Origin of the sequence: Mesorhizobium sp. LCM 4576 (genome assembly GCF_001854815.1) — a bacterium.
GTDB lineage: Bacteria > Pseudomonadota > Alphaproteobacteria > Rhizobiales > Rhizobiaceae > Mesorhizobium > Mesorhizobium plurifarium.
The window spans coordinates 54,643-76,374 of sequence record NZ_MDDT01000024.1; the positions used below are offsets into that span (position 1 = coordinate 54,643).

The following is a 21,732-nucleotide window of genomic DNA, read 5'->3' on the forward strand; positions in this document are numbered from 1 at the left end:
CCTCGTCCCCTGAGGTTCAGCTCAAGCCCCCGTTGTGACAGCATCCCATCTCTCAAGGCGTCCAATTGGACGCCTTTTTCTTTGGCCGGACCTTCCCCGTATAATCTTATTCAGCGAGCACGCGCGTCGAGGGGAAGGCGACCTCGACCAGCGTTCCTTCGCCAGGCGTCGAGGTGATGGCGAAACGGGCGCGGTTCGCCTCCACCATGGCCTTGGTGAGCGGCAGGCCGAGGCCGGTGCCGTCGCCGCGTCCGCGCTTCAACGCATTGATCTGCTTGAACGGCTTCAGCGCCTGCTCGATCTCGGCCTGGGTCATRCCGATGCCGGTGTCGCGCACGCGCATGACGACGTCGCCGGAGGCTTCGTAAGCGGTCGAGACGATCACCTGGCCGCCGGCCTGGGTGTAGCGGATGGCGTTGGACAGGATGTTGAGGGCGATCTGGCGCACGCTTCGCAGGTCCGCCACCACCTCCGGCAGCCGCGAGGCGAAGCTGGAGCGGATGATGACGCGTTCGCGATTGGCCTGCGGCTGCATCATCRCCACCGTCTCGGCCAGCGTGTCGTTGAGCGACACCGCCTCGTAATCCATCTCCTGCTGGYCGGCCTCGATCTTCGAGATGTCGAGCAGGTCGTTGACGAGGTCGAGCACATGGTTGCCTGACCGGTTGATGTCGCGCAGGTAGTCGCGATAGCGGTCGTTGGTGATCGGGCCGAATTTCTCGTCCACCATCAGCTCGGAAAAGCCGATGATGGCGTTGAGCGGCGTGCGGATCTCGTGGCTGATGCGGGCCAGGAAATCCGTCTTCTGCGAGGAGGCGCGCTCGGCCACCGCGCGCGCCTGCGTCAGGTCTTCCTCGGCCCGCTTCCATTGCGTGATGTCGCGCACCACGGCGCAGAAGCCGCTGTCGTTGGGCAGCCTGCCGATGGTCATGAACAGCGGGATGAAACGCCCCTGAGCCTCGCGGCCGATGACCTCGCGGCCGTCGTTCAACACGCTGGCGACGCCCGGTTCAGAAAGGCCGGCGAGATAGTCGCGCGCCGCGCGCTGGCTTTCTATGGCGAACAGCGAGGCAAACGGCTTGCCCGCGACCTCGTCGCTGTCGAAACCGAACAGCGCTTCCGCCGGACGGCTGATCGAGCGGATGTCGCCGTCGCGGCCGATAAGCACGACGCCGTCGGTGGCGGTGTCGATGATGGTGCGCATCTCGGCGATGYGCGATTTCAGCTCCGGCACATCCGGCTGCAGCGCCGGTTCRTCATTGGCGRCGGYGAAATGCGCCGCCGCGTCGTCCTCGCCGGAGCGCCGCACCACCAGCATCAGCGCCTTGCCGCCGCGCCACGGCACCGAGCGCAAGAGCGCGTCGATCGGGAATTCCTGGCCGTTGCGGGTCTTGAGCTTCAGCGAGTGGTCGCTCTCGTCAGTCGCGGTGTCCTCGGCATAGGGATCGGCAAAGAGCGCGCCCAGCCCCCCCGCATCCGCGAGGTCGTCCAGCGCGTCGTAGCCGGTGAGTTCGAGGAAGGCGTCATTGGCATAATGCAGCACGTCGCCCGAATGGATGAGCAGCGGCACCGGCAGCCGGGCGAGGATCGAAGTATCGGGCGCCTTGGCTTCTTCTCCGGTCGAAAAGGCGGAGGGTACGAAACCCGACAGTTTCAGCGGCGGCACGTCGAGGCGCGGCCGCACCGACACTGGCGCTTCTTCCGCAGCCTCGACAGTGTCCGCGTCGGACCCGGCCCAATCTTCATTGTCCTGCGCATCGCGGAAATCGTCCGCGGTCATGCTGTCGTCGTCGGCCGTCGCACCGAGGTCAGGCTGCCCGGCCGCGGCCTTCTGCGCCGTAGGCTGTTCGACCGGCTGCTGCGGCTCGGCGGCCTGCCGGGCGTCCTCTGCCTGCWCGGGCTGGGAAACCGGTGCGCCCTCGATTTCCTCGGCGGATTTCTCCTCATCGGCATAGTCGAGCAGCGAGCCGGAGACGGCCGAGGTCCCGGTCTGGCGGGGGGCGCCCGTCCCGGCGGAGTCATCGATGCCGTCGAGCCGCGCCAGGTCTTCCTGGTCCTCAGCCTCGGTCTGCGCCTCAGCGGTCTCCGCATCGGTCTTCGCGTCGTCGGCCTGAGAGGCTTTCGCCGCGGATGCCGGGCTCGCTTCCCGCGCGGAATCGTCGTGCTCCGTCGTGTCGGGCGCAACCGGCTGGTCTGCGTCGGCCCTCGCTTCGTTTGTCGGTTCTTTCACCGTCGCCGTGTTCTCACCGGCGGCCGCGTCGGGCTGCTTGTCGGCTTCAGGCGCGCGTTCCTCGGCAGAACTGTCCTTGCGCAACCGCTCGCCGATCTCGCGGAAGGCGCTGCGCTCGAGGACTGACAGGCTCCGCTGATTTGCCGGCGTGTCGCTTCCCGGCGGCTTGTCGTTGGTCGGCTGGCGATGCTCGGCCAGCCTTATCACCTTGTCGGCGAAGCGACGCTCCGGTTTCGGCACGATGGTCAGCGCCGGCACTTCGCCCTGAAACGGATCTTCGCGCTTTGGCTGTTCCGGCGGCGTCCGCTCCGCAGCTGGCTGCCCGACCGACGGTTCGGTTCCGCCGGAGGTGGCCTCGGTCGGGGCGGCATTCGGCACCAGAGCCATGCCAAGCGCTTCGGGATCGGCCACGGCGTCGGCTGCGCGCGCGACGCCGAAACCCCGGAAACCCTCGAAGGCGCGGCTGCGGCCGTAGACGGGCAGCGCCGCCAGATCGACGGGGATCTTCAGACCGGTTCCGGCCACCGGCCACAGCACCGAGCGGCCGGACCAGGTATCGCGCCGGTCGAGCAGGCCGGCGATCTCGCCCGAGGCGTCGAGGCCGAAGGTGGCGGCGACATCCCTGAAGCGACGGCCGATCACATCGGCGGCAGGCTGGCCGACGATATCGGCGAATTCGGGCGACAGCGCACTGAACCTGCCTTCGGCGTCGGTGCGCCAGACGAAGCGCAGCGGCGGCGCGGAGCGGTCGATGTCGCGGGGCGGGGTCGGCTGGGCTGACGTCGCGGTCCCGCTGGCATCCTGCCCTTGGGCTTCGACCGTGGTGGCTCCTTCCATGTCCTTCGCCGGCGCTGCCGGTTGAGCATGTCCGGCATCCTCGTTGCCGGCATTGAAGTACCAATGGTCGTGCTGGCTGGCGCCGGCATCGACGGGCTGCTGACTGGAGCCGGCGGCATCGGCCTGACGGTTGGCGGCGGTTTGTCGGTCGGCCAAGGTCCGGCTATCGGTGCCGGGCCCCGTATCGCCGTCGAGAGCCTCTGGGGTCGGCTCGGCCTCTTCGCCAGCCGCCGCGGCCGGCACGTGGCTGTCCGGGGCGGACCGGGGCTCGGGTCCGACTGCCGGGCTTTCATCTGACGGGGTAGCGCTAACGGCCTCTGGCGCCGCAGCCTGTCGATCGCTGGTCCGATCGCCTTGGTCGGTGGTCGATCGATCTTCTTGGTCGCTGTCCGCACCGTCGAGCTGGTCTTCGTCGATCACCACCAGCAGATGACGCGTGTCGGTGAGCCGCGCAAGGCCGGCCGGGTAGGAGGTGTCGGCGCCAGGCACCAGGCGCTTGACGACGCGGTCGCCGCTGCTTGCCACATCCGCGACCAGGGCCGCCAGCGTCCGCCGCTCGATGCCGAGCGCCGCGAAACCGTCGGAGGCTGCCTCGACATCGCCCCGCGCGTCGATGAAGGCGATGAAATGCCCGGCCTCCGTAAAACCGCCGATGGCTCGGCCAGCGATTTCGCCGGCGCTGCGCGAGCTGGTCTGGGTCGCCGGTACCGCGAGCAGGATTGCCTTCTCGCCATCCGGCATCGTCACGGCGCTGGCCAGGAAGCCGACGGCGCGGCTCACCATGCCGGTAGCCAGCCTCACCGTGATGGCGCGGTCGCTGCCGATGTCCGGAAAACCGCTGGTCGCCATGATCTGCCGCCGGGCGATCAGCGGCAGCTGCGCCGAGGCGCCGATGATGGCTTCGATATCCGGATAACCGAACGCCGACGCCCCCGGACCGTTCGCCCAGATCACCTGTTCGAGATCGGCCGACAGAATGGCCAACGCATCGCCTGCGGCAAAGCGCTGGCGCACCGCGTCGAGCACTGCGACGTCGAGGAAGGAGTAGTTTTCAGGCGGCATGTGCTGGCCGACCCTCCGGAGCGGGCGTTTTCAGTTAACGCTTTGTTAATAAAAGCCCATGGCCCGGAGGTCCACAAGCCTAGGCTTGYATCGGTCGAAATCTCTGGGCTCTTGGTTAACGGCCCAATGGCTGACGCCCAATGGCTGACGTACGGGAATATTTTTATGGTGCGGTGCAACAAAGATGTTGCAATGCACAAAAAAACCTTTATATTGCCACCATACATGAACGAGACGGCTTTCTGTCAAAGCCGCTACCCCGAAAAAGGTTGGAAAATGTCCAAGACCGCTGCCAAGACCGCCRCAGAGACCATCGAAAACGTCGAATTCCCGAGCTTCGACGCTTCCAAGGCCACCGACCAGATCCGCGCCTTCGCCGAAAAGGGCGTCGAGCAGTCGAAGGAAGCCTACGCCAAGCTGAAGACCGGCGCTGAGGAGACCCAGAAGGTTCTGGAGTCGACCTACGAGACCGCCAAGACCGTTTCCGGCGACGTTTCGCTGAAGGCCATCGCCGCGCTGCGCGCCAATGCCGAGGCCAACTTCTCGCACCTCGAAGCCCTGGTCGGCGCCAAGACCCTTTCGGAAGTCGTCGAGTTGCAGACCGCGTTCCTGCGCAAGCGCGTCGAAATGGCCGTCGAGCAGGCCAAGGAGTTCCAGACCGTTGCCACCAAGGCGGTCGAGGATGTCTCCAAGCCGGTCAAGGCCGCCTTCGAGAAGGCGATGAAGGACGCCAAGGCTGCCTGATTTCATGCACAACCCTGCGATGCATCAAAACGTCGCATTTCGTCAGACAAGCAGTCGTGCGATGGGTTGAGCAACCAGATACCCGGGGATGGAACCTCCTCCCTCCGTCTCCGGGGTGACCAGCCAGCACCTCCTCCCGCTGGCTCGTAACAGGAAAAGGCCGGCACCTCCTCCCGCCGGCCTTTTCTTTGCCTTGACGAAAGGCGGATGAGCAAACCCGTGCTTTGCCTTATCAAGGCCCTTGAATTAGAATCCGATAGCCCGTATTGGACGCATCGCCGAACGACGGGGCGGATCACGGAGAAAGACGCTTCACCTCGATCCGGCTCAGGCACGCGTGCCGTTGTAGCTCAGTTGGTTAGAGCACCAGATTGTGGATCTGGGGGTCGCTGGTTCGAGCCCAGCCAACGGTACCATCGCCTTCTCGCTTGAATGGCTGTTTTCAACTATTTGAAAAGGGCGGCGAGCAAGGTGCGGTTTATGACGCGGGATGGACTTGCCCGATCGGGCCTGCCGACGACAGCTGCGACTCCGCTTCGTTGTCCGAGATCAGTCGCTGTCAAGCGACTGCGGCGGCTCACGCGCGTGACCTTGAGTTCCGTGCATTCAGGTCACGGTTTCTCAGCCTTGCCCGCAAATTGATCGACTGCTCCCGCCATCTGCAGCATGAGCTCGTCCATGGAGATGGAATTGTCTCCGTACGGATAGAAGTCTGATTTGTCGCCCTTCTTCCATTTCTGCCGCAGTTCGGCGTCCGTGATGTCCCAATCGCGATAAGTCTGTCGCGCTAATTCGCGCAGCTCGGCGTGCAATTCCGATACCGATGGCCGCCCCCAATAGTAATAACCATCGTAAATCTTGAACACTTGGAGATTTCGGCCAAGCACGATCGTGTGCGGGATCATCACGTCGTGCGAGCTATCTGTATACTCCTTGATGTCCAAATCCTTCTGCACGATCCGCTCTTCGTCATAGAGGAAAGGCCATGAGGCGGCCGTCTGCTGGCGATAGTTGTTCGTGGTGTGCCAGTCGTCCGTCGTGATGGTGACAAGTTGGGTGTAGYCGACGACGAACTGCGGATGGAAGCGCACGAGTTCGAGCATATGCTGACGGTCCTTCGGGCAAAATGAGCCTCGCGTCAGCACAAGGATCATGAGCTGGTCGCCCTGCAGGTCGGACAAGCGCCGAGGTGTCTTGGTATGGTCGGGAAGAACATAATCCGGGAATTTCGCTCCAGCCGATATATCCTGTCTCATCAGAATTCTCCTATCGTTTGCGCAATGCACCGAACCCGCGCGGCTGTGGCTTGTTCCCGAGGGGCGCGCGGCGCAAACGATGGAAATATCTGTCCATGCCGCGATTGCTCCGGCAACGCTAATCGGGAATCGGATCGGAAACGAAGCGGGTTCCTGTGAGCAGCRCCGAAAGTGCCGCATCTGCACAAGGACGCCCTCTCCATCATCGATCATTTTACGTTCTCGGCCGGAACTCTTTTCAGTTCTGGAAGTTTGGCTCCGCCGGCGCTGCGAAAGAGCTGATTGGCGCCGGGCTGTCAGCTCAATACGCAGCCGATCCAAGGGCGCCTGTGTCGCCACGAACGCAGAGGAAAATCGCGTGCATCAACGAGCACGGCGAGCTGAATGGCCGATATGACCAAAACCGCATTGCTTGGTGGCAAGAATGCCAGCTGCTGGGCGGCGACTGTCAAGCAGCGCTATTATTCGTCGCTTGCTGGCTCCAGCCGAGCCGAGATCGTCATCATAGGAGCGGGGATCGTTGGTCTGACAACCGCATTGCGGCTGTGCGAAGCCGGACGCTCGGTCATCCTTCTCGAGGCGCTGCGTGTCGGATGCCAGGTGACCGGCCGCTCGACAGCCAAGATCACGACCCAGCACGGTTTGATCTACGACAACCTCATTCGTGATATGGGGCCAGCGGCGGCACAAAGCTATGCAGACGCGAATCGYGCCGGCGTCGACCAGATTCTCGACTGGACGATTGCGCACCGAATCGAATGCGAGCTCGAGATCAAACCGGCCTACGCCTATACCACCGACGTCGCGCGGCGCGGAGAATTAACGGCCGAGGYGAATGCAGCGCGGCAAGTAGGCCTGGATGCGGAAGTGGTCGAGCGCGCACCGTTGCCTTTCGAGACAGCCGGGGCATTGCGCTTCCCTGACCAGGCGCAATTCAATCCGATCCAGTACGCAGTCGGTCTTGCCCGGGCCGTGGAGACGTTGGGCGGTCGCGTTTTTGAAATGAGCCGCGTAGTGTCCATTGATGAAGGAAGCCGCTGGCGCGTCTCGACGGACAATGGGATCGTGGATGCCGAGAACGTTGTCGTGGCCACGAATATGACGATCAAAAGCCCGGTCGGGATGGCAAACCGCACCCAGCCGCGCAGCCACACGGCTATAGCGTTCCGACTTGACGATCCGACGCCGTTCGATGGCTTTTTCCTCGGCATCGACGAGCCGACCCGGTCCATCCGGACAGCCCGCGACGACAAAGGGCCGCTGCTTCTGGTGCTCGGGCCGAAATTCAACACGGGTCAGGAAGCGGACGTGGCTGGCAGGTTCGTGGAACTGGAAGCCTGGGCGCGCGCCAATCTTCCGGTGGGCGATGTCGCGTGGCGCTGGTGCAATGAAGACTACGATACGCCGGATCGCGTGCCCTATGCCGGCGAGCCGGATCCTGACAAGTCGCCGAGCTTTCATATTGCAACCGGCTTCAATGCCTGGGGTATCAGCAACGGAACGGCCGTCGGTAAGCTGATCGCGGGTCGTATTTTGCGTCAGCCATGTCCCTGGGAGGAGCTCTACGATCCGGCGCGCCCCTACGACAAGACGTTTCAYGTCAACGGGAGCAGTCGATCGATTGTCGCGACTTTCGATGAAATCGGCCCTGGAGAAGGCGGTGTCGTTGTGAGCGGCAAACAGAAGATTGCTGCCTGGCGCGATGGCTCCGGCAAGCTGCATGCAGTTTCCGCGGTCTGTAYACATAAGGGCTGCACCGTGAGCTGGAACAATGCCGATCGAACGTGGGATTGCTCTTGCCACGGCTCGATTTTCGCGGCAGACGGATCGCTGATCCACGGCCCCGCCAGAAAGCCGCTTCACCCGGTCGACCTTTGAACGCCTGGCGCTGGAAATGATGAAGGCGGGGATTGGGTTTTCACGTCCCAGGAATCCGGTACCGCCGAAGACTGTAACGGTACGGGTCCTGATTGCATCGCCTCGATCTGCCCGGTTTGCCATCCGCCACCTTTCCTCGCTTCATTTCAAACGAGCAACATGGCGCAATGTTTCTAGCCRTCTTCGACGAGGCGAGCTTTGGCGCTCCGTCCGGAACCAATTCTCCCATCGGCAGTTAGGCCGCCAAATTCGGCGGCGGACACCCAGAAGCGACAGGAGTGCCGGAATGCAGAGCGTTCGTATCCACGCATTTGGCGGCCCTGAGGTGTTGACACTGGAGACAGAGCCGACGCCCGAGCCAAAGCCCGAAGAGATCCTGGTTCGCATCCGTGCCGCCAGCGTCAATCCGGTCGACCACAAGATTCGCAATGGTGGCTATGTCGCCGAAGACCGGCTGCCGCTGACACTCGGACGTGATTTCTCGGGCGTGGTGGAACGTTGCGGGGCAGGCGTCAACGCCTTCAAGCAGGGCGATGAAGTTTATGCGCTCCTGACACCGGACCGCGGCGGCTACGCTGAGTTCGTGGCAACCAGGGCCAAGGACTGCGCAGCCAAGCCGAAACGCCTCGACCATCTGCATGCTGCCGCCGTCCCGCTTGCGGCGCTGACCGCCTGGCAGGGAATCTTCGACAATGGCGGTCTGAGTTCGGGGCAACGGATATTGATCCACGGCGCGGCCGGGGGCGTCGGCCATTTTGCGGTTCAGTTCGCCAAGGCGAAGGGCGCCATGGTTTACGCGACATGCTCCGGGAACGACATCGATTTCGTGCGAAGCCTTGGGGCCGACGAGGCGATCGACTACAAAAACCAGCGGTTCGAGGACACGGTGCGAGRTGTGGATGTTGTCTATGATCTTGCCGGCGACACCCAGGAACGCTCCTGGTCGGTTCTCAAGGAAGGCGGGATCATCGTCTCGACGCTTCAGCAACCTTCGAAGGAAAAAGCCGACGAGCGCAAGGCTCGCGGGGCTCACTACATGACGAAGCCGGACGGCGGTCAGCTGGCCGAGATTGGACAGTTGATCGACGYGGGCGCTGTCCGCGTGGAGATCGGCAAGGTTTTCCCGCTGCGGCAGGYGGCGGACGCCGAACGTGCTCTGGAAGAAGGCCATATCCGCGGCAAGGTCGTTCTCGACGTGGCCTAGACCGGCGAAAATCCCGATCGGTCGGTGATGGCCGCCGACCGGGCAGGCCTCAGAATTCCTGCGCCGGCGAGGCTATCTTGACGGGCCTGTTTCTCCCGTGCCCGCGCCGCTTTGCGATATCACCCGGCACGACACATGCGACGTCGTGCGCACGCCCGATTTCGGTGTCATCATCTACGCCTTCGAGCGGGCGGCTGCGCACGGTCTCCAGGAAGCCTCTGATGAACTCGCCGAGATATAGCGGCGGGGTGTTGAGGCTCAGCTTCGTTCGCCCGAGTCTCGCATTTCCTCAATTTCTTCCGGCTCCTTGTCGTCCATTTCGGCGATCTCGTTGCGAGCTTTGTCGTTCGACTTGATCAGCTCATCGAGTTTCGCCTGCAGGGCTTGGGTATCACGATGCTCGGCCCTTTGGATAAGCAGCGTCATCGCCCAAGTGATCAGCGTCGCGACGCCGTGCCAGTCAAGCGTTTCCCGCTCGAAGACAAACCAAGAAACAGTATAGCCGCCGAGAATTAAAAAGGCCGCCGGTCGGGACGTCAGCGTGCCGACCTTGGTCAGCGCTTCTCGAAGCTGCAACGTTGCCATGCCTGCGAACGGCTGAGGGCAATGCGGGTTCCCGCAGAGTCGGTTCTTCGATCCCAGGCAGAGTCACTTATTAAGTCCGTTCGCCATGTCCAGATGGTGCTGCAGATGCGGCAATGTCGCCCCTGCCCAGGCCTTCAGATCGGGCTGATCGCCGCCCTCGCTGTAGCGCTTGAAGAGATCGACCGCGTCCTTGTGCGCATCGACCTGATCGGAATGGTACTGCTTGGTGAAGTCATTGCCCTGCAACGCCTTCAAATCGTTGAGGGTCGACTGCTGCTTGTCGGTCATGGCCGTCGGAAGCGTGGCTTTTACCTTTCCGCTGGTCACAAGGCCCTTCAAGTCGGCGGTGGTCTTCTCGTGGTCGGCGACCATCTGCTTGGCGAAGGCCTTCGTCGCATCGTCAGACCGTTCGAGCGCCAGCTTGCTGGACTCGATCTCGAACATATCGCTGGTGGTTGCTTCGGTAACGAAGTCCTGCGTCGACGGCGCAACGCCCAGAACCGAATTGACGCCGGTCTTTTCCGTGGTCGAGGTCGATTGGGCCCACGCCGGCAATGCAAGCATGACGGCGGTGACCGTCAGAGCGAATGTTTTCATTTGTTTGTCTCCGTTCTGATTTCCCAACCGAAGACAAGTCGGTTTGTTCCCGGGCACGAAACAGGCGCGAGATCTCCGGTTCGCAATGGAAAGGTTCGGCGGGTCTTAATCTAACGCAGCACACCACCTATCATTCCAAGAGTGAGCGCTTCGGCGGCGTGGATATAGCAATTCTGCGTCGCCTGTCGGTAAAGCTCGTCCGCGCTGAGCGAGCTGCCTTCGACAAGTTCCCTGAAGCCTTCCATCTCCAGACGTTGCGATGTCTCCAGCAAGGCAAGCTGCTCRCGAACAACCTGGATGCACGATTGCATCGGGCCGTTGAGCGCAATGCTCGTTTCCATGCGCCGCTCGTGCACGAGAAGAACGGCGTCTTCGGTCAGGAAGCGGTTCTGCTTCGGGAAGGCCGCGAAGATCGTCACTCCCGCCGAATAGACTTTCGTCTTCCCGACGCAGAAAGCGTTCCGGCCGGAATGCCGGCGGAACAACCGAACCTCCAGCGCGACGCGGCGCGCGGCGTCCGCATCGCCGCCGCTCGTGTTCAACTCCATGATCATGTCCTGACCGTCTTTGCGGACAGTTTCCAGGCGACCGAGGAAGAAGCTGACCGTCTCATCATCGATCAGCCCGTTGATGGAGATATTGGGCTGGAACAGGAGCTTGTCCCGGCTCGGGGTCGAGCGGTCCTGCTCGTGTGAAACGCTGTCGTCATGGAAAGTCATGGAATGTCTCGCCGGATGCTCGAGATCCCAACCCTCCATCGATCCGTTCGTTCCTCGCGGTTTCGGATTTACGGGAACATCGACGCCACGGACCGGTTTATTTCGCCGCGAGGAGGAGCTCCATGAACGCGACGAAAGAATTCCTGCGCAGCTGGCTGGAGGAGAATGTCGGCAATTTGCCCGCCGACACCGAGGTCAGCGTGCCGATGTTGGCGCAGCAGTTCGAGCAGGATGCCGATGCCGCCGGCTACACCCGCGAAGTGCGGGAGCAGGAGATCGGCAACATCGAAGACGCCATCCAACGCGCGCTTGATAAGACCGGCAAGGAAAATGGAGAGACGGAATCGAATTCCGATGAGGAGAATTCACTGGCACCGGTTATCGATGCCCTGGAAGCTTCGGAGCCCGACCATGAGGCATCGGACGACGCCGAGGGCTCGGGTAATGATCAGCCGTGGAGGAACAAAGACTGACGCCAAAGGTTGGGCTCCCGATTCATCCACGGCAGCCATGCGGTCGAACAGAGAAGCACACAATGATAAAGTCTCCCGGAAAGAGCGATCCTGTCGCGTCGGAATCGAGCAGTGATCAGGTGAAGCGGCAAACAGAGACATTGYCCGAGCAAGATCCCGCGGAAGGATCGCGCGAGACGGTGGATCACGAATTGGAGCGGCAAAAAAAGCGCTCGCCTGAGGCCGAGGATCGAAAGTCCGGACGACAGGCGCTGCGGGACCAGGTCGAGGAAGAGACGGAGCTGCCTCAGAAAGGGTCGGCCTGACAGCGAGCAGCGCCRCCACCGTCGCAAATGTCGTCTGCTTCAGCACCTGCTCCTTGATTTCCAACCATGACGGTAAAGCCCAGGCGGAACCTGCTTCTGTCGCTTGCGGCCGCAGCGGTCGGGCTGGCGCTCTACAACCATCGCCTCGCGAGGCGGGCATTGGCTGCACGCCCGCTCGGGCGCTTCATCCACTTGCGYGGAGCGAAGCTGCATTTTCTGGAAGCGGGCCGTGGGCGACCGTTGCTGCTCTTGCACGGCAACGGCGCTTCGGCGGAAGACTTCGCGACAAGCGGAATCTTTGACAAAGCCGCCGCCAAATATCGCGTGCTTGCCTTCGACAGACCTGGCTTCGGCCTGAGCCCAYGCCCCGCCCGCAGACGACCTTGGACCGCCGGCGCCCAGGCCGATCTCATCCATGCCGCAGCCGCGAAACTCGGCATCGAGCGCTACATGGTTGTCGGCCATTCCTGGGGCGCGACCGTTGCGCTCGAGATGGCCCGTCGGCATCCCCGATCCGTCGCCGGGGTTGTCGTCGTCGCTGGCTATCATTACCCACCGCCAAGGCTGGCTCTTGCCATCTCCGCGTTGCCGGCGATTCCGTTGATCGGGACGGTGTTGCGTCACACCGTGCTGCCTTCGCTGGTCAGGCTGAACTGGCGCTGGGCGATGAAGCAGATTTTCCATCCGGCAACGATCGCGACGCCTTTCGCGGCAATGACAAGGGAGTTGGCGAGCCGCCCCTCGCAACTGCGGTCCATCTCTGCGGAATCCTTCCTGATGCTGGCGTCGGCACTGTTCCCAAATCGTCGATATGCCGAGATCGCCATCCCTGTCGGGATCATCGCCGGCGCTGGCGATCAGCTGTTCGATGCCAGGGCCGAGGCGCTGCGGCTGCACGCCGAGATAAACCACTCGCTGCTGGATATCGTCCTGGATGCCGGGCATATGGTTCATCAAAGCAAGCCGCAGGCGGTCCTGGCGATGATCGACAAGGTAGCCGCTCTTGCCAGCGCTTCCGGCCCGGTCTCAGGGAAGCCTATTTAAGTCTGCGGTCCCCAAGAAACGCCTGCGTCCCGCCGTGCCGTAAGCCATTCGGTCAAGAACCGGACGGCTGCAGCAGCCTCGCGCACAGATCCCGGATGGCGCGAGGCAGCACGTTGAACGCATAGCTTATGTGCAATCGCTCAAGCGGCGTATGGTAATCCCGACCCCACGGGCCGATGTTGATCGTCGGCACGTTGGCGAGACCCTGTCGGGGTGGCCAGCGCACGCTGTCCTTCCAGGCTGGCGTGTTGCGGGCAACGATATCGAGCGAGGACTCGGCAGCCTCGCCGAAAAAGCTCATGTCCGAGATTCCGGCGAAATAATCGGCGCAAGCGATGGTGCTGCCATAATGTTCGGCCGACTCGCGCGCGATTTGCATGGCAATTGCTTTCAGCCGCATGGCCGCCGGCGCGTCGGAAAGGTTCGTCGGAAGATAGGGTATCGAGCCGAAACCGGTGACGATCGCCGGGCCGGTGAGGCGGCTTAAGCCCCAGGCTTGCTGTGTGATCAGCCGGCACTTCTCCGGCAGCGGAAGATCGCTGTCAGCGATCGAGGCGGAGTATGCATCGAGCCTGTGCTTCTCCTGCTGGTCGAGATGCCCGACCAGCGCTTCGAACCGGTAGAGCGGGACGGGTCTTGCAAGATTTGCGATGCCGTCCGGAGCCTGGCTTCGGCGTCTGAGGTCGCCCAGAAGGTTCGATGCGGCTTCCGCGCAAAGCCGGTCGAAGCGGTCGAGCACTTCRTCCGGTGTGCGACGGTAGCTGAGCACGTTGAAGGTGGCGAAGGYGGTTGCCGGCGTCGTGACGTCATATCCCGCCTTTCCGTCACGGATGCCGAGCAGACTGGGCGGGGTGCCGGGCGAAGAACCGCAATGGTCCGTCAGCTCGGTTGCCCATTCGACGCGGGCGGCGATAGAAGCGGCGAGCGCTGCCGCATTGATGCCGTTCAGCGGAAATCCACTATGGGTAGGAACGCCAACCACATAGGCGGTCGGAAGCAGCTTGCCGACTGTCCCAAGCGCGATGATGCGTCCTTTCGAGCCGTCGCCATCATCGGCAATGGCGTCAAGATTGATAGCCGCGACAAGATCGAGGCCGTGCTGCTCATAAATGCCGGGCAGCGCTTGGGCGGCCTTGCGGGCACCGGCCGAATTGTTCTCTTCGTCCGGCACCGCGATGAACAACAGATTGCCCGCGGCATTGGCGCTTTCGGCGAAATCCGCGCATACCGCCAGCCCGGYGGCGAGACCGGCCTTCATGTCCAGCAAGCCGCGTCCGGCCAGATACTCGCCGCTCTCCAGGTCGGCGCGGGCCAACCGGGCGGCAGGCGTATCGGCGTCCATCAGGGAATTGCGCAAGGCGCGCGTCAAAGCTTGAGGCCGCGTGGCCAGCTCTTCCAACTCGCCGTAGTCTCGCGTTGCCACCGTGTCGTAGTGACCGGTCAGAAGCACGGTCGAGCGGCCCGTCCCGCGAAGCAGCATCGCCACGCAATGCCGGCCGTCTCCAGGCCCGACCTCGATCGTCCAGATATCCGCGCGGCGGAAGGCGGGATCCTCCCGCAGTTGCACCGCCAGYCATGGACCGAATGCCGCTTCGTCCTGCGTCCCGGTGACGCTCTTCTGCTCGGTGAGCGCGATCGCCCAGCTGCCGGCGCGCTCAGGCAATGTCTTGGCAAGATCTCGGTCCATAATCGTCCCAATAGCGTTGAAACAGCCTCGATGCCGCAAATCCGGAACACGGAGGAACTTTCCTGAGGCTGCGGCCTTATCCTCGCGATTTCAAGCAATTGCAACGAGTGGAAGATGTTGCGCACCATTGCCCGGCCGAGCCGGGTCTTCCTGCCCCTGCTGGYCTTGGYGCYTGCCTCCTGCTCCTCATCTGAAACCGTCGACCAGCAGTCGAAGCTTGCGGCATCGACAGCGCAGGCGGCAGTGCTGGTGAGTGATGCCTGGCTCTCGGGCGCCGCACCGTCGCACTACGCATCCTCCGCCTTGCAGAGCTTCGCCGAGACGCTTGCCGACGCTGGCCGGCAAGTGGAATCGGCGCCCCTGTCGGACAAGGCAAAGCGAGATGCGTTAGCAGAGACCGTCAACCGGCTGTCGAACGCGGCAAAGCGGGCCAAGGACGCAGTCGAGGCCGAACAGCATGCGCAAGCCGGCCAGGCCCTCCAGGAGCTTCGCGCCGCCCAAGGCGATCTCGCCAACGGCTATCGACAATATTTCTCGCCCGACAGATGAAGAAGCTGCTGGAAATCTCGCTTGGTGTCGTCACCAGCGTCGGCGGCTTCCTGGAGGTCGGGTCGATGGCGACCGCGGCGCAGGCCGGAGCGCTGTTCGGCTTCCAGCTCATCTGGGCGGTCGTGCTCGGCACCATCTGCATCATCTTCCTGGTCGAGATGGCCGRCCGCTTCGCTGCGGTGAGCCATCACACCATCGCCGACGGCATTCGCGAACGGTTCGGCTTCAATGCTTTCATCTGGCCGCTGCTGGCAACCTTGCTGGTCAACTTCCTGGTGCTTTCCGCCGAGATCGGCGGGGTGGCTATCGCTGCCGAACTTGCCACGGGAATCAGCTTCCAGTGGTGGGCGCTGCCGGTCGCCTTCCTGGCGTGGCTGCTGTTGTGGAAAGGCACATTCGGCCTCATCGAGAAAGGCGTGTCGATGCTCGGCCTGGTCACGCTCTGCTTCGTCGTCGCGGCCGTGATGCTTCGCCCCGAATGGAAAGAAGTGGYGCTCGGGGCCGTGCCCAGCCTGCCGCACCACGATACGGCAAAATACTGGTTCATGGCCGTCAGCATTCTCGGCGCCTCGATATCGCCTTACCTTTTCATGTTCTATTCCTCAGGCGCGATCGAAGATCAGTGGGACAAGAGCTATCTCGGCGCCAATCGGGCGATAGCCGGGCTCGGCATGAGCTTTGGCGGAACGATCTCGGTGGGCGTTCTGATCGTGGCGGCGCTCGTGCTTGGCGCTCATGGCGTCACCGAAGTGGACGATTACAATCAGCTGCCATTGATGCTGATCCCGATGTTCGGCTTTTGGGGCTTCGTCCTTTTCGTGGCTTCGCTGGCCATCGCCTGTTTCRGCGCCGCGCTCGAAGTGGCGTTGCAGCAGGCCTATCTCGTCGCGCAGGGGTTCGGGTGGACATGGGGCGAGGATCTGAAGCCGCGCGACGATCCCGGCTTCAGCCTCGTCTACACGCTGACGCTCTTCCTCGCCGCCGTTCCGATAGCGCTCGGTCTCGATCCGTTGAAGGTCACCATCTTCTCGATGGCGCTCACAGCGGCCAGCCTGCCGCTGACGGTCGTGCCRTTCCTTTTCCTGCTCAACGATGACCGCTATGTCGGCAAGCATCGCAACGGCGTGGTTTCGAACGCAGCCGTGATTTTCGTCATCGCGCTCGGCTTCGTGCTGGCGGTGGTGACCATTCCGCTGCAGATATTCGGAGGCACATGATGCAGTTGCTGCGCGATATACTGGACAAGCAGGTCGTCGATCGCGAGCAGGTCAAGATCGGCAAGGTGGATAGCATTGTCGCCGAGCTGAGGCCGGGCAAGCCGCCCAGGGTCATTGCCGYTGAACTCGGCTCGATTGCGCTGGCGCGACGGCTTGGCTCGGCGCCCGGACGATGGACCGCGAAACTCGCGGCAAGGCTGAGCGGCAAGCGTCAGCCACGGCCGCACCGGATCGCGTGGAACAAGGTGCGCGACATCGGCGTCGACATCGAATTCGACATCGACGTGCGCCGCACCAGGATCTTCGCCTGGCAGGACTGGCTGCGCGAACATGTCGTCGGCCGAATCCCGGGAGCCTGAGGATGGCGGCCGTGCATCTCGATCACCTTGCCGGCAGGCGCGTGTTCTCCGAGCAGGGCAGGAGCATTGGCTATATCGAGGAGATCATCGCCGAGCAGGACGGCGGCGACCTCGTCGTCATCGAATTTCATGTCGGTATCTTTGCCGCATTCGAGCGCCTGTCCGCTTCGACCATCGGTACCGCATTGCTCGACGTCTTCGGGCTGCGGCGTCGTGAGCGGCTTTATCGCATTCCGTGGGACAAGCTCGATATTTCGGATCCGGAGCGCCCGAGGCTACTCTGCCCGGACGAGGAGCTTGCCGCTTTGAAGGCGCGGCCCGAGGGCAAATGATAATTCGCTAAAAAGCTGCTGGTGCGGCGGAACATAGCGCCCGGCGCGAAGTTCGGACCGGCATCGAGGAGGCTGCGCCATGAACAGTGTCATTTATCTCATCGGTCTGATCGTCGTTGTGCTCGCGGTGCTTTCCTTCCTCGGCTTTCACTAGGAGGCACCATGCAGCGCGAGAATGATCGGGGCCGCGAGCCCGCCGACTTCGCCGAGGCGAAGGACGAAGTTTCCAATCGGATCCAGCAAGAAACCAAAAGCGCCAGCGAAGCGTTCCACGATGCCCGCGATGACGTCGCCCGCAGGACGGGGGCCTATGCCGCCGAAGCTCGGCAGGCCGTCGCCGAAAGGGCCGAGGAGACGCAGCGCGATATCGGATCGAGCCTGTCCGCCTTCGGCGGCGCCCTGCGCGCCGCGAGCGATCACCTGGCCAACAGCGACCAGAGCGCGGCCTCGAAATTCATGYAGGATGCCGCGAGCGGGCTGGAACGGCTTTCCTCTTCATTGAAGGAGAAGCCATTCGGGCAGGTGCTCGAAGACGTCCAGGCCTTTGGCCGCCAGAATCCCGGAACGCTTCTTGCCGGTTCGGTTCTGGCGGGATTGGCGCTTGGCCGCTTCATAAAGGCTTCGCCGCCCGGCACGCGCCGTCCGACGCAGTCTACGGCCAAGCCTGAATATTCCAGACAAACCGGCATGGGAACGAGCGCCCGCCGGGATACCGCTCCAGCAAATTGGGGCTCCGACGGCGGCATACCCGGGAAGGCAGCGGAGCTGAAGAAATGAACACTCAGGATAACCCAAGTCTCGGCACATTGGTCGCCGATCTGGCGCAACAGGTGAGCACGCTCGTGCAAACGGAGGCGAGGCTCCTGAGAGCGGAGATCTCGGAGAACGCGACCAAGGCTGGCGCAGGCGCCGTCGAGGTGCTGGGCGGTGCGATATGCTTGCTCGCGGCGCTGCTGGTTTTGCTGCAGGCGCTCGTCATCGCCCTGGCCCGCCTCGGTCTGGGCGCCGGGTGGTCCGCCCTGCTCGTCGGCGTGGTGGTTGCCGTGCTGGGCGTGATCCTGTTGCGGACCGGCATGGCAAGCATGGCGCCCTCCGAGCTCGCTCCGGACCGCACACAAGAACAGCTCAAGCGTGACGTGAACGTGATCAAGGAACAAGCGAGATGACCGAAAAATCCGCAGCCGAGCTCGAACGCGAGGCGGAAGCCACGCGCGCAAGGGTGGTGGCGACCGCAGACTCCATTCGCGACAAGATGACCCCCGGCCAGCTCTTCGACGAGTTCACCGGGCTTTTCAGGGGAGGCGCGGGCTCCGAGATGGTCCACAACCTGAAGGTCCAGGTGCGGGACAATCCGTTGCCGCTGACCGTAATCGGCGCGGGCTTGGCGTGGCTGATGTTGGGCAGCGGCACTTCCGCCGCTTCGGCTGGTACCGACGGTACGACGCGGCGCGATCCTAGCCTCGATCATGGAGCATTCGGCGCCGGAATGGGTTCGACGGCCACGGATGTTGCGGGCTCTGTTGCCGAAGCAGCCAGCGGAGCGGCCGGAACCGTCTCGGGAATGGCAAGCGAAGCAGCCGGCGCAGTGTCGAACATGGCAAGCAGYGCTGCGGACACGCTCGCGGGTTCGGCGGCAGCTACGGCCGATATGGCAACGAGCGCTACCCGCTCGGCGCATAGCCTGCTTCAGGACCAGCCTCTCGCCGCGGCTGCCGTCGGCCTCGCCATCGGAGCTGCGATCGGCGCCATGTTGCCCCACACTGAGATCGAGGATGAGCAATTRGGCGCCTATCGCGAGAGGCTTCGGGACAGTGCCGAAGAGACTTTGAAAGAAGGCCTCGACGCCGCAAAGCAAGTCGCGGCCGACGCTTACCAGACGGCGAGCGACGAAGCCGGACGGCAGGCGTCAAGCGAGGGGACGCTGGCCGACAAGGTCGGCGGCGTCGTCAAAGCCACGGCCGACAGGACCGACGAGTCGGTGCGACAGAAGCTCTCCGATTCCGAGGCAGGTAGTCCGGCAGGACGAGTAAGCTAGTGAAGCTTGCCCTTGGGAGGCTTGGCGGTCAGCCACTTCATTCTGGCTTTGAGCTTCTCCTCAAGCTCCAGCGTGAGCCGGAGGATGGGATCGGGAATCGAAATCAAATCGGGTGCGGCATGCACCGGCCGCGTCTCGGCAGCCGAAACCTCGGACGCTGCTTGTGAAGCGGCCGACTTCGATAGAAGTCGCGAAAGGTGTTGCCGCTGCAGGGCGTGAACGTCTTCCAACAGCCTCAGGAAAGTCAGAGCATCCGTCGTCGGCAGGCTTTTGCTCCTCAATCGGGTAATCCGCTCCTGCTGGCGCGCAATGTGCAGTTCGCCATGCCGAACATGCCTTTGCGCCATGCTGATGTGGTCGTCGAGAAGCATCGCGCATAACGCGAAACCACCGATGTCGTTCCGTATCTCGCGCGACAAGAGAGGCTAAATCATCCGCGGTTCCATTTCATGACGAGTTCGCCAGCCCCTCGCCTGCCCGGTTGCATCCAATCAACCAACAGCGGGATCGAGGGCGAGCCGCGCGGTGGACAACCGAAAAAGTGGGCTTTGGGTGGCGATGCCAACCTTTTCTGTTCGGCTGCGTTGTCCCGAGAGAGAATCAAAGGAGAAAGCAATGCCGACGAAATCCGCCAGAGCGACAAAATCCGCTACATCGATGGCATCCGCCTCACCGACCAAGTCCGCTACCGATCGCGCGGCGAACCGGCAGCGGAGCGTTCAGCGCAAGGTCGACGCGGCCGACCGCGCCAAGCCGAACGGCAAATCCAAATCGCAGCGAGCCATGCAGGCCGGCGCCAGGCAATATCCAGCGCCGCCATTCCCCAAGCAGCATCATCCGAAGCCCRGCGAGGAATGGGCGATCGAACCGGCGCCGCTTTACGACGCGCCGTTCTGGCGAGGGTCAGGCAAGCTGGACGGCAAGGTGGCCCTGATCACCGGCGGCGATTCCGGCATCGGCCGCGCCGTGGCGGTTCTGTTCGCGCGGGAAGGGGCGGATGTCGCGATCGCCTATCTCAGCGAGGACCGCGACGCAAAGGAGACGAAGCAGGCGGTCGAGGCTGAAGGCAGGCGCTGCATCACGCTTCGCGGAGACGTCTCAAGGCGGACCTTTTGCCATAAGCTGGTCGAGCAGACCGTCAAGGCCTTCGGCAGGATCGACGTGCTCGTCAACAACGCGGCTTTCCAGATCCATTCGACCGACTTCGCCGATCTCACCGAGCAGCATTTCGACACCACGCTGAAGACAAACCTCTATGGCTACTTCCACATGGCGCAGGAGGCGGTGYCGCATATGAAGCCCGGGTCGGCGATCATCAATACCGGTTCCGTCACCGGCATCGAAGGTTCGAAGGATCTGGTGGACTATTCGATGACCAAGGGCGGCATCCACGCCTTCACCCGGGCGCTCTCCGRCAATCTCATCAGCAAGGGCATCCGCGTGAACGCAGTGGCGCCTGGTCCGGTTTGGACGCCGCTCAACCCCTCGGAGAAGGAGGCCGAGGACGTTTCGCGGTTCGGCGCCCAGACGCCGATGAAGCGGCCGGCCCAGCCGGAAGAGATTGCGCCGGCTTACGTGTTTTTGGCCTCGCCGCAATGCTCCAGTTATATCACCGGCGAGATCCTGCCCATCATCGGAGGCTACTGAGCACCACCCGGAAAAGCCCGTTGGAGATGGGCAGCACACATGGCGCAGGACAGGAAATCGAAGACCGGCTGGCCGCAAGAGGCCTGGGCGCTGCTGAAGCAAAGCGTAAGCGGCTACATCGATGACAACGCCCTGAGCCATGGCGCGGCGATCGCCTTCTATGCCACCACCTCGCTTGCGCCGATCCTTCTGATTGTGGTGGCGGTCGCCGGCATCGTTGTCGGCAAGGACGCCGCGCAACTCGCGCTCTCGGCCGAGATATCGGGCGTCATGGGTCCGCAGAGCGCCGATCTCTTGAAGGCCACGATCGCCACCGCTTCGCGCGGGTGGTCCGGCACGGTGGCCACGATCATCGGGCTGGTGACGCTCCTGATAACGGCCTCCGGCGTCTTCGGCGAGATGCAGCAGTCGCTGAACAAGATCTGGAAAGTCGAGCCAAGCGACATGTCGCTTTCGAGCCTTGTGCGGGCGCGGATGGCAAGCCTTGGTCTCGTGGCCGCGCTCGRCTTCATGCTCCTGGTGTCGCTCGCGGCGAGCACGGCCATCTCGGCATTGAGCGATGTGATCAACCAGCGCCTGCCGTTCGGCGAACTGATCGTGAGTTCCATCAACACGATCGTTTCGTTCCTGCTGATCGCCTTGCTCTTCGCRGCGATCTACAAAGTCCTGYCGGACCRCAGCCTCACCTGGCGAGACGTCGCCGTCGGCGCCCTGGTCACCGCGCTTCTGTTCACCATCGGAAAGTCGCTGATCGGCTGGTACATCGGCAGCAGTTCGATCGCGACCTCCTACGGCGCCGCGGGGGCGCTGATGGTGGTGCTGCTGTGGGTCTATTACTCAGCCCAGATTTTTCTGTTCGGCGCCGAAATCACGCGTGCTTATTCGGTGAGCAGCGGAAGCCGCGCCGATCTCGCGCCGGTTGTGAAGCAAAATGTCGAAAAGACACGAAGGTGACCAATCGCCACGTGCTTG

At 63.0% G+C, this 21,732-nt stretch carries 21 protein-coding genes and 1 tRNA gene; 15 read left to right on the top strand and 7 right to left on the bottom strand.

Going from position 1 to position 21,732, the window contains the following annotated elements; translation table 11 throughout:
* Positions 1–106 precede the first annotated feature (106 nt).
* Complete coding sequence (locus tag LCM4576_RS13310; RefSeq protein ID WP_071032510.1) at positions 107–4,129, bottom strand: PAS domain S-box protein; 4,023 nt, start codon at positions 4,127–4,129, stop codon at positions 107–109.
* 276 nt (positions 4,130–4,405) lie between these two features.
* Between LCM4576_RS13310 and LCM4576_RS13315 the strand changes: the two genes are divergently transcribed.
* Together LCM4576_RS13315 and LCM4576_RS13320 are read left to right on the top strand one after the other, a co-directional pair.
* Complete coding sequence (locus tag LCM4576_RS13315; RefSeq protein ID WP_071032511.1) at positions 4,406–4,873, top strand: phasin; 468 nt, start codon at positions 4,406–4,408, stop codon at positions 4,871–4,873.
* A gap of 339 nt (positions 4,874–5,212) precedes the next feature.
* Positions 5,213–5,289, top strand: a tRNA-His gene (locus LCM4576_RS13320).
* 195 nt (positions 5,290–5,484) lie between these two features.
* Here the strand turns inward: LCM4576_RS13320 and LCM4576_RS13325 are convergent.
* On the bottom strand, positions 5,485–6,129 hold the full coding sequence (locus tag LCM4576_RS13325; RefSeq protein WP_071032512.1) for a redoxin domain-containing protein: 645 nt from the start codon (positions 6,127–6,129) through the stop codon (positions 5,485–5,487).
* 384 nt (positions 6,130–6,513) lie between these two features.
* On the opposite strand from LCM4576_RS13325, the gene LCM4576_RS13330 reads away from it, so the two are divergent.
* Both LCM4576_RS13330 and LCM4576_RS13335 read left to right on the top strand, forming a co-directional pair.
* Entirely contained in the window at positions 6,514–8,007 is a 1,494-nt protein-coding gene (locus LCM4576_RS13330) for an FAD-dependent oxidoreductase (protein ID WP_198540245.1), read from the top strand.
* A 286-nt stretch (positions 8,008–8,293) separates the two neighbouring features.
* Positions 8,294–9,211 (top strand): NADP-dependent oxidoreductase, encoded by a 918-nt coding sequence (locus LCM4576_RS13335; protein ID WP_071032513.1) that lies wholly within the window; start codon positions 8,294–8,296, stop codon positions 9,209–9,211.
* A gap of 258 nt (positions 9,212–9,469) precedes the next feature.
* On the opposite strand, the gene LCM4576_RS13340 is transcribed toward LCM4576_RS13335, so the two are convergent.
* The 3 genes from LCM4576_RS13340 to LCM4576_RS13350 form a co-directional block, all read right to left on the bottom strand.
* Entirely contained in the window at positions 9,470–9,796 is a 327-nt protein-coding gene (locus tag LCM4576_RS13340; RefSeq protein WP_040988197.1) for a low affinity iron permease family protein, read from the bottom strand.
* A gap of 63 nt (positions 9,797–9,859) precedes the next feature.
* Entirely contained in the window at positions 9,860–10,393 is a 534-nt protein-coding gene (locus LCM4576_RS13345) for a DUF4142 domain-containing protein (protein ID WP_071032514.1), read from the bottom strand.
* A 110-nt stretch (positions 10,394–10,503) separates the two neighbouring features.
* The gene (locus tag LCM4576_RS13350; protein WP_071033125.1) at positions 10,504–11,112 is read right to left on the bottom strand and encodes an ATP-dependent Clp protease proteolytic subunit; all 609 of its coding nucleotides are present in this window, start codon (positions 11,110–11,112) and stop codon (positions 10,504–10,506) included.
* A 122-nt stretch (positions 11,113–11,234) separates the two neighbouring features.
* Between LCM4576_RS13350 and LCM4576_RS13355 the strand changes: the two genes are divergently transcribed.
* Positions 11,235–11,585: a DUF768 domain-containing protein gene (locus LCM4576_RS13355; protein ID WP_071032515.1), complete on the top strand. Its 351-nt coding sequence runs from the start codon at positions 11,235–11,237 to the stop codon at positions 11,583–11,585.
* 464 nt (positions 11,586–12,049) lie between these two features.
* Positions 12,050–12,934, top strand: a complete 885-nt coding sequence (locus LCM4576_RS13365) for an alpha/beta fold hydrolase (RefSeq protein WP_244510794.1) — start codon at positions 12,050–12,052, stop codon at positions 12,932–12,934.
* 52 nt (positions 12,935–12,986) lie between these two features.
* On the opposite strand, the gene LCM4576_RS13370 is transcribed toward LCM4576_RS13365, so the two are convergent.
* The gene (locus LCM4576_RS13370) at positions 12,987–14,621 is read right to left on the bottom strand and encodes a M20/M25/M40 family metallo-hydrolase (RefSeq protein ID WP_071032518.1); all 1,635 of its coding nucleotides are present in this window, start codon (positions 14,619–14,621) and stop codon (positions 12,987–12,989) included.
* A gap of 114 nt (positions 14,622–14,735) precedes the next feature.
* Here LCM4576_RS13370 and LCM4576_RS13375 point away from each other — a divergent pair, with 114 nt between their 5' ends.
* The 7 genes from LCM4576_RS13375 to LCM4576_RS13405 are packed head-to-tail and all read left to right on the top strand — an operon-like array spanning position 14,736 to position 19,113.
* Entirely contained in the window at positions 14,736–15,170 is a 435-nt protein-coding gene (locus LCM4576_RS13375) for a hypothetical protein (RefSeq protein ID WP_071032519.1), read from the top strand.
* Positions 15,167–16,387, top strand: coding sequence for an NRAMP family divalent metal transporter (locus LCM4576_RS13380; RefSeq protein WP_071032520.1), 1,221 nt, complete (start codon positions 15,167–15,169; stop codon positions 16,385–16,387). The genes LCM4576_RS13375 and LCM4576_RS13380 overlap by 4 nt, the downstream gene beginning before the upstream one ends.
* Entirely contained in the window at positions 16,387–16,746 is a 360-nt protein-coding gene (locus LCM4576_RS13385) for a hypothetical protein (protein ID WP_071033126.1), read from the top strand. Before LCM4576_RS13380 ends, LCM4576_RS13385 begins: the two co-directional genes overlap by 1 nt.
* Before the next feature lie 2 nt (positions 16,747–16,748).
* Positions 16,749–17,078: a PRC-barrel domain-containing protein gene (locus tag LCM4576_RS13390; protein ID WP_071032521.1), complete on the top strand. Its 330-nt coding sequence runs from the start codon at positions 16,749–16,751 to the stop codon at positions 17,076–17,078.
* 21 nt (positions 17,079–17,099) lie between these two features.
* Complete coding sequence (locus tag LCM4576_RS13395; protein ID WP_244510795.1) at positions 17,100–17,855, top strand: hypothetical protein; 756 nt, start codon at positions 17,100–17,102, stop codon at positions 17,853–17,855.
* A complete protein-coding gene (locus LCM4576_RS13400; protein WP_041004125.1) occupies positions 17,852–18,244 on the top strand; it encodes a phage holin family protein in 393 nt (130 codons plus the stop codon). The genes LCM4576_RS13395 and LCM4576_RS13400 overlap by 4 nt, the downstream gene beginning before the upstream one ends.
* On the top strand, positions 18,241–19,113 hold the full coding sequence (locus tag LCM4576_RS13405; protein WP_071032522.1) for a DUF3618 domain-containing protein: 873 nt from the start codon (positions 18,241–18,243) through the stop codon (positions 19,111–19,113). The genes LCM4576_RS13400 and LCM4576_RS13405 overlap by 4 nt, the downstream gene beginning before the upstream one ends.
* On the opposite strand, the gene LCM4576_RS13410 is transcribed toward LCM4576_RS13405, so the two are convergent.
* Positions 19,110–19,484: a hypothetical protein gene (locus LCM4576_RS13410; RefSeq protein WP_131803429.1), complete on the bottom strand. Its 375-nt coding sequence runs from the start codon at positions 19,482–19,484 to the stop codon at positions 19,110–19,112. The two genes, LCM4576_RS13405 and LCM4576_RS13410, sit on opposite strands and share 4 nt — an antisense overlap.
* Positions 19,485–19,770: 286 nt before the next feature.
* On the opposite strand from LCM4576_RS13410, the gene LCM4576_RS13415 reads away from it, so the two are divergent.
* Positions 19,771–20,760, top strand: a complete 990-nt coding sequence (locus tag LCM4576_RS13415) for an SDR family oxidoreductase (RefSeq protein ID WP_071032523.1) — start codon at positions 19,771–19,773, stop codon at positions 20,758–20,760.
* Between the two features lie 39 nt (positions 20,761–20,799).
* Positions 20,800–21,714, top strand: a complete 915-nt coding sequence (locus tag LCM4576_RS13420; protein WP_071032524.1) for a YihY/virulence factor BrkB family protein — start codon at positions 20,800–20,802, stop codon at positions 21,712–21,714.
* Positions 21,715–21,732: the final 18 nt, after the last annotated feature.